At 69.3% G+C, this 6,986-nt stretch carries 3 protein-coding genes and 4 pseudogenes; 4 read left to right on the top strand and 3 right to left on the bottom strand.

Annotation, left to right across the window (positions count from 1 at the left end; genetic code table 11):
• Positions 1–1,281 (top strand): phosphoenolpyruvate carboxykinase (GTP) (locus tag AD428_RS20520; protein WP_053246407.1); only part of this gene is annotated, 1,281 nt, incomplete at its 5' end.
• Between the two features lie 86 nt (positions 1,282–1,367).
• Positions 1,368–1,812 (top strand): annotated as a pseudogene (locus AD428_RS20515) (DNA-deoxyinosine glycosylase).
• A gap of 208 nt (positions 1,813–2,020) precedes the next feature.
• On the opposite strand, the pseudogene AD428_RS28435 reads toward AD428_RS20515, so the two are convergent.
• The 3 genes and pseudogenes from AD428_RS28435 to AD428_RS20505 form a co-directional block, all read right to left on the bottom strand.
• A pseudogene (locus AD428_RS28435) lies at positions 2,021–2,197 on the bottom strand (histidine kinase dimerization/phospho-acceptor domain-containing protein); the annotation flags it as partial.
• Between the two features lie 147 nt (positions 2,198–2,344).
• Complete coding sequence (locus tag AD428_RS28430; protein WP_235491034.1) at positions 2,345–2,929, bottom strand: hypothetical protein; 585 nt, start codon at positions 2,927–2,929, stop codon at positions 2,345–2,347.
• Entirely contained in the window at positions 2,926–3,645 is a 720-nt protein-coding gene (locus AD428_RS20505; RefSeq protein ID WP_053246406.1) for a response regulator transcription factor, read from the bottom strand. The genes AD428_RS28430 and AD428_RS20505 overlap by 4 nt, the downstream gene beginning before the upstream one ends.
• Before the next feature lie 207 nt (positions 3,646–3,852).
• Between AD428_RS20505 and AD428_RS20500 the strand changes: the two are divergent.
• A pseudogene (locus AD428_RS20500) lies at positions 3,853–5,881 on the top strand (ligand-gated channel protein).
• Positions 5,882–5,920: 39 nt separating this feature from the next.
• Positions 5,921–6,869: pseudogene (locus tag AD428_RS20495) on the top strand (siderophore ABC transporter substrate-binding protein).
• Positions 6,870–6,986: the final 117 nt, after the last annotated feature.

Here is a 6,986-nt window from a genome sequence, read left to right as displayed (position 1 = left end):
CCGGGCGAGGCGGACGTGCCCTGGCCCTGCAACCCCACCAAGTACATCGTGCATTTTCCCCAGACCCGCGAAATCTGGAGCTACGGCTCGGGCTATGGCGGCAACGCGCTGCTGGGCAAGAAATGCTTCGCGCTGCGCATCGCCTCCACCATGGGACGCGACCAGGGCTGGCTGGCCGAGCACATGCTCATCCTGGGCGTGACCTCGCCCAAGGGCCGCAAGTACCACGTGGCCGCCGCCTTTCCGTCCGCCTGCGGCAAGACCAACTTCGCCATGCTGATCCCGCCGCAGGGCATGGACGGCTGGAAAGTCACCACCATCGGCGACGACATCGCCTGGATCAAGCCCAGCGCCGACGGCCGCCTGCGCGCCATCAACCCCGAGGCCGGCTATTTCGGCGTGGCCCCGGGCACCAGCGAGCAGACCAACTTCAACGCCATGGCCACGCTCAAGGCCAACGTCATCTTCACCAACGTGGCGCTCACCGACGACGGCGACGTCTGGTGGGAAGGCATGACCGACACGCCGCCCGCCCATCTCACCGACTGGCAGGGCCAAGACTGGACGCCCGCCATCGCGCGCGAAACCGGACGCAAGGCCGCGCATCCCAATGCGCGCTTCACGGCGCCGGCCTCGCAGTGCCCCTCCATCGACCCCGAATGGGAGAACCCGGAAGGCGTGGTCATCGACGCCTTCATCTTCGGCGGACGGCGCTCCACCACGGTTCCGCTCGTCACCGAGGCGCGCAACTGGGTCGAGGGCGTCTACATGGCCGCCACCATGGGCTCCGAAACCACCGCCGCCGCCGCGGGGCAGCAGGGCGTGGTGCGGCGCGATCCGTTCGCCATGCTGCCGTTCTGCGGCTACAACATGAGCGACTACTTCGCGCATTGGCTCAAGCTGGGCCGCCAGCTCGAAGACGCCGGCGCCACGCTGCCCCGCATCTACTGCGTGAACTGGTTCCGCAAGGGGCCCGACGGCAAGTTCGTATGGCCGGGCTTCGGCGAGAACATGCGCGTGCTGCGCTGGATGCTGGGCCGCATCGACGGCGAGGCCCAGGGCGTGGACCAGGTCTTCGGCGTGTCGCCGCGCTATGGCGACATCGACTGGACCGGGCTGGAATTCAGCCCCGACAAGTTCGAGCAGATCATGTCCGTCGACGCCGACGCCTGGCGCCGCGAACTGGCGCTGCACGAAGAACTCTTCGGCCAGCTCGCCCAGCGGCTGCCCGAAGACCTGCCCGAAGCCAAGGCCCGCATCGAAAGCCGGCTGGCGGCGTAGGGGTGGACGCGCCGCCCTCCCGCGGCGCGGTCCAGGGCTTCGCTCCCGTGGCCGCGCCGGATGCGCGGATCCTGGTGCTGGGGTCCATGCCCGGGGTCGCGTCGCTGCGGCGCGCGCAGTACTACGCGCATCCGCGCAATGCGTTCTGGCCCATCGCGGCGGACGCGCTGGGCTTCGATGCCGCGCTGCATTACGACGCCCGGCTGCGGGCGCTGCGGGCGGCCGGCGTGGCGTTGTGGGACGTGCTTGCCGGCTGCGTGCGCCCCCGGCAGCCTGGACGCCGACATCCGCCGCGAGGCCTGGCGCCCCAATGATTTTCCGGCGTTTTCTGGCGGCGCATGCCGGCATACGGCGCATCTGCTTCAACGGAGTCAAGGCGGCGGCGCTTTCGCGCGGCATGTGCGGCCCGCGTTGCCGCCGCGGGCGCAGGCCCTGGAATTCGTGGTGCTGCCGTCCACCAGTCCGGCGCATGCGGCCATGCCTTACGAAGAAAAACGCCGGCGCTGGCGCGAGGCGCTGACCGGCGTCTGAGCCGGCCCGGGCGGGCCTCGGCAGGCCCGGGAAACGGACCCGGCAAGGCCGCGGCGCAGAGCTGCGGGCGTTTCCCGGCGGCCCTAGCGCGCGCCGCGCCTTCGGCGGGGCCTGCCTTCAGTTCCAGCCCCTCGGCGGGCACCGGCACGTTTTCCACGATGCCGGCCAGGTCGCGCACTTCGGCGGGAGCGGGCAGGGCGCCCATCCGCGCCAGCCTCAGGGTGTTGCCGACCAGCGCGTCCAGCCGTTCGCACTCGCGTTCGATGCGGTCGAGCTGCACGGCCTGCCGCTCGTCCTTGTTGCGCGCCAGTTCCAGCGCCAGCTGCAGGCGCGCCAGAGGCGAGCGCAGCTCGTGGGCAATGCTGTGCAGCAACTGCTCGCGCATGCCGACCAGGGCGTTGAGCCGTTCGGCCATGGCGTTGAAATCGCGCGCCAGCAGGCCGATCTCGTCATCGGCGGGCCGCGACCTTGGCGGGCGTGCGCGCCGCCAGGTTGCCGGCCGAGAGCGCCTGCGTGGTCTGGCGCAGCAGCGCTACCGGCCCCGCGACGTGGCGGGGTGAGCGCCCAGCACAGGGGCGCGGTGACGGCCAAGGCGAACAGCAGCAGCGCCAGCGCCACCGGCGTCAGCGACAGCAGCTCCCAGTGCGAGGAGTCGAACGGAAGGAACAGCAGCAGGCGCTGCGTGCCGTCGGGCAGCGCCAGCAGGTGCGGATCCCACCAGGACACGCGTTCCGGAATGCGGTCGGCGCGGCGCATATCGGTTTCCCGGAGGCGGTCGGGCGAGGTGCGGTACGCGGCCAGCCAGTCGCGCGTGACGCGCCGGCAGCCGGCGGCCGAGGATGTCGGCGTCCCGGTCGTCAAGCAGATAGATCTTGAGCGCGGAGTAGTGGCGCGTCATGGCGTCGACCCAGCGCCTGAGGCCGGGCTCGCCTTCGGTCACGGCCACCTGCGCGGCGTCGCGCGTGAGGCTGGCCGGACTGAGGCCGTCCAGGGAATTGAAGCGCAGCCACGCCACGGCGGCGGTCAGCACCATGCCGCACACCAGGATGGCGGCCATCGCGCCCCAGAACGTCAGGAAGGCCCGCCAGAAGAGGGAGCGGGTGGGCAGCCAGGTCATGCCCGGCCCGCCGCCAGCACGTATCCCAGCCCGCGCAGGTTGCGGATCGCCAGGCCCTCGGGCGCGCCGTCCATGCGCAGCTTGCGCCGCAGGCTGCTGATGTGCGTGTCGATGCTGCGGTCGTAGCGGTCGGGCACGCGACCCAGGGCATACAGGCTGATCTGGTCCCTCGCCACGACCTGGCCCGGGGTGCGCATCAGGATCTCCAGGACCCGCTGTTCGGCGCCCGTGAGCGCGATGTCTTCCTCGCCGAGGCGGGCCACGCCGCTGGCCGGGTCCAGGCGCAGCGGCCCCACGCGCAGGTGCGGGCCGCAAGGCTCGGGCGCGCTTTCGAACCGCCGCATCACGGCCGTGATGCGCGCCTTGAGTTCGCGCGGACTGAAAGGCTTGGCCAGATAGTCGTCGGCGCCGAATTCCAGCCCCAGTACGCGGTCGGCCTCGCCGCCATGCGCCGTGAACATGATGACCGGCCGGCGCGAGTGCCGGCGGTACTGGCGCAGCAGGTCCAGCCCGCTGCCGTCCGGCAGCATCAGATCGAGCAGGATCAGGTCGAGATCGCCGCGGGCCAGCAGGGGCCGCGCTTCGGCGCAGCTGTGCGCGAGGGCGAGGCGGCACAGCCCGGGCTCCAGATACTCGCACAGCATCTGCGCCAGCTCGACGTCATCGTCGATGAGCAGGATGCTGCGGGAGATTGCGGAGGGATGAGTGAAAGCCATAGGGGTTCTGCAACCGGCAGTTTGGCCGATGGCGCGGCGCCGGTGTGTCAAGAAGTGCAAAGAAGATAAAAGTTGCCGAAAGCCCGTTGCCGGCCCGGGATGCATCCGATTTTAATATGAGAATAGTTTTCATTCATAACCAAGAAAGATCGCCCGGTGAGTGCGCGCGGGGCGCGCGAACCGGGTGGCGACGGGAGAAGTCACTCGATGAGCAGGAAATATCTGGCCACGGCGAGACGTGGCCCGGGCGCGCGCACGCGCCTGGCGGCCGCATTGTGCGCGGCCGGCTTCGGCGCGGCCGGCTTCGGCGCGGCCGGCTTCGGCGCAGGCCGAGGGGCGCGCCACCACGCTGGACACCGTGGTGGTGACGGCCTCGGGCTTCGAGCAGCAGATCCAGGACGCTCCGGCGTCGATCAGCGTGATTACACGCGAAGACCTGGAAAACAAGTTCTACCGCGACGTCAACGACGCGCTGCTGGAAGTGCCCGGCGTGGTCATCACCGGCGGCGGCGACCGCCAGGATATCAGCCTGCGCGGCATGGGCCCCAAATACACGCTGATCCTCATCGACGGCAAGCGCCAGAACTCGCGCGAAACCCGCACCAACTCGGATTCCTCCGGCGTGGAAGGCGGCTGGACGCCGCCGCTGTCGGCCATCGAGCGCATCGAGGTGGTGCGCGGCCCCATGTCGTCGCTGTATGGCTCGGACGCCATGGGCGGGGTGATCAACATCATCACGCGCAAGGTGCCGCAGGAGTGGGGCGGCGAGATCCGCATGGACACCACCATCCAGGAAAGCAGCAAGTCCGGCGACATCTACCAGGGCAATTTCTACCTGGCCGGCCCCATCAAGAACGACCTGCTGGGCCTGCAGATCTATGGCCAGGCCACGCAGCGCGACGAGGACGACATCTACAACGGCTTCTCCAAACGCAACGCCAACAGCGTGACCGCCAAGCTGGCTCTCACGCCCAACCGCGATCACGACATCGTGCTGGAAGGCACGTCCATGCGCCAGAAGCGCCAGGAGACGCTGGGCAAGACGGTCGAGCCGCTGGCGCCCGGCGTCGCGTGCCCGCGCACCGGCTGCCCGGCCTCGTCCGAGAACGACTACCGCAGCAACAAATGGGCCCTCTCGCACACGGGACGCTGGGGCTGGGCGGTGTCCGACAGCTATGTCCAGCAGGAAGAGTTCGACAATCGCAGCCGCGAAATGAAGATCAAGAACCTCGACCTGCAGACGAGCTGGTCCGTGCCGCTGGGTTCGCACATGCTCAACGTGGGCGCGAGCTATCTCAACCAGCGCCTGACCGACCTCACCGGCAACCAGATCCAGGGCGGCCCCAGCAAGGTGGAGCGCTACCAGTGGGCCGTGTTCGCCGAGGACGAATGGCGCCTGACGGACAGCTTCGCGCTGACCGGCGGCCTGCGCATGGACAAGGACGAGAATTTCGGCGACCACTTCAGCCCGCGTCTGTACGGCGTGTGGCACATGACCGAGCGCTGGACCCTCAAGGGCGGCGTATCGACCGGCTTTCGCGCGCCCGACCTGCGCCAGACGGTGGCGGGCTGGGGCCAGGTCAGCCGCGGCGGCAACATGTACGGCAACCCGGACCTGACGCCCGAGAAGTCGGTCACCGAGGAAATCGGCGTGCTGTACGACGACGGCGAGGGCTTCAACGCCGGCCTCACGCTGTTCAATAACGACTTCAAGGACAAGATCACCCGCGTGGCGTGCCCGCTGACGCAGTGCACGGACGGCCCCAACCAGTTCGGCGCCAACCCCACCACGTACATGAACGTGGACAAGGCGGTGTCGCGCGGGGTGGAAGCCAGCATGAAGCTGCCGCTGGCGCGGGACTGGTCGCTCACGAGCAGCTACACCTACACCAAGTCCGAGCAGAAATCCGGCGAATACAAGGGCCAGCCGCTGAACCAGTTGCCCAAGCATCTGTTTACCGCCACGCTGGACTGGCAGGCGTCGGACGCGCTCAGGGCCTGGGCCCGCGTGAATTTCCGCGGCAAGGAAAGCCAGCCCATCACCGGGCCGTCGTCCTCGTCCGTGGTGGCGCCGTCCTACACCTTCCTGGACCTGGGCGGCTCCTACGCGCTGAACAAGCGGGTATCGCTCTACGCCGGCATCTACAACCTGCTGGACAAGGAAGTGAACTACGACGACTACGGCTACGTCGAGGACGGCCGGCGCTACTGGCTGGGCGTGGGCGTGAAGTTCTGATGAAACCCGGGCGCAAGCCCATCCGATCAAGAGGTGCGAATGACGACGCAAGTACGGACCGGGCAGGTCCGCCGCTGGCTGGCCCGGGCGGGCGCGGCCCTGGTCCTGGGAAGCTTGGGCGCGGCGGCGGCCGCGCAGCAGACGGTGCTGGTCAGGCATGCGCGCGGCGAGACCGGCGTGCCTTACCAGCCCGCCAAGACGGTGGTCATGGATCTGGCCGTGCTCGACACCCTGCACGCGCTGGGCGTGGAGCCCACCGGCGTGCCCACCGCGGCCAAGCTGCCGCCCCAGCTCGCCCGGTACGCGGATGCGCGCTACCTGAAGGTGGGCAGCATGTTCGAGCCCAACTACGAGGTCATCCACGCGGCCGCGCCGCAGGTGATCTTCGTAGCGGGCCGCTCGGCGCCCAAGTATGACGAGTTGTCGCGGCTTGCGCCCACCGTGGACCTGACGGTGAATCCCAAGGACCTGGTGGGCAGCCTGAAGCGCAATGCGGCGATACTGGGCGACATCTACGGCCGGCAGGACGAGGCGCAGCGCAAGCTGGCGGCGCTGGACGCGTCCATCTCGGCGCTGCGCGGGCGGGCGGCCGGGGCGGGCGCGCGCTGATCATGCTCACCACCGGCGGCAAGATGAGCGCCTACGGCCCGGGTTCGCGCTTTGGCGTGATCCACGATGCCTTCGGCTTCCAGCCGGCGGCGTCCGGACTGCAGACTTCCAACCACGGCCAGGCGGTGTCGTTCGAATTCATCGCCGAGACGGATCCCGACTGGCTGCTGGTCATCGACCGCGACTCCGCCATCGGCCGCGAGGGCGCCTCCGCGCGGCGCATGCTGGACAACGAGCTGGTGCGCCAGACCAAGGCCTGGAAGAACAAGCGCGTGGTCTACCTGGACGGCTTCAACTGGTATCTGCTGGGCAGCGCCGCCTGGCGGCCATGCAGAGCAACGTGGACGACCTCGCGCGCGCGCTGGAGCAGGGCAAGTAGGGCGTGGGCACACGATGGTTCCGGCAGGGGGGGCGGCCTGGCCGCCCTCGTGGTCTTGCTGCTCGCGATGTGCGCGGGCAGCGTGAGCCTGGGCGCGGGCACGCTGTCCTGGTCGGA

The sequence above is a fragment of the Achromobacter sp. DMS1 genome (assembly GCF_001270295.1).
Note: the sequence above shows the minus strand (reverse complement) of the source record. Positions and strands in the feature narration are given on the sequence as shown.